This window comes from Collinsella sp. LCP19S3_D5 (genome assembly GCF_052121415.1).
GTDB lineage: Bacteria > Actinomycetota > Coriobacteriia > Coriobacteriales > Coriobacteriaceae > Collinsella.
In genome coordinates, this window is sequence record NZ_JBQKEH010000044.1 from 1 (window position 1) to 609 (window position 609).

At 70.3% G+C, this 609-nt stretch carries 1 protein-coding gene; it reads left to right on the forward strand.

Annotated features, from left to right (window positions below; translation table 11 throughout):
- Positions 1–609 (forward strand): N-acetylmuramoyl-L-alanine amidase family protein (locus ACTQXO_RS08750; RefSeq protein ID WP_441545615.1); only part of this gene is annotated, 609 nt, incomplete at both ends.

Sequence of the window (609 nt, forward strand, 5' to 3'; positions counted from 1 at the left end):
AAGACCGTCCTCTACGGCGGCGACGGCGCCATGCTCTACGGCGAGCAGAGGGTCGAGGGCCGCTGGTACAACTTCGACCGCGTCACAGGCGCCATGTCGACCGGCCTGACCGACCTGGGCTACAAGACCGTGCTCTACGGCGAGGACGGCGCCGTGCTCTACGGCCTCCAGGAGGTGGAGGGCCTCGGCGAGAGGTTCTTCGACCGCGTGACGGGCGAGCTCTGCCGCGGCCGCTGGGTCGACGACCTCGGCACGCGCCGCCGTGTCGCCGCCGACGGCTCGCTGGCCGAGGGCGAGATGAGGGTTGACGGTAAGTGGTACTGGTTCGCCCCCGGCTCGGAGGGGGTCGCAGCCACCGGCTTCCAGGAGATCCCCTCCGGAGGCTCGGCCAAGACCGTCCTCTACGGCGGCGACGGCGCCATGCTCTACGGCGAGCAGAGGGTCGAGGGCCGCTGGTACAACTTCGACCGCGTCACAGGCGCCATGTCGACCGGCCTGACCGACCTGGGCTACAAGACCGTGCTCTACGGCGAGGACGGCGCCATGCTCTACGGCCTCCAGGAGGTGGAGGGCCTCGGCGAGAGGTTCTTCGACCGCGTGACGGGCGAG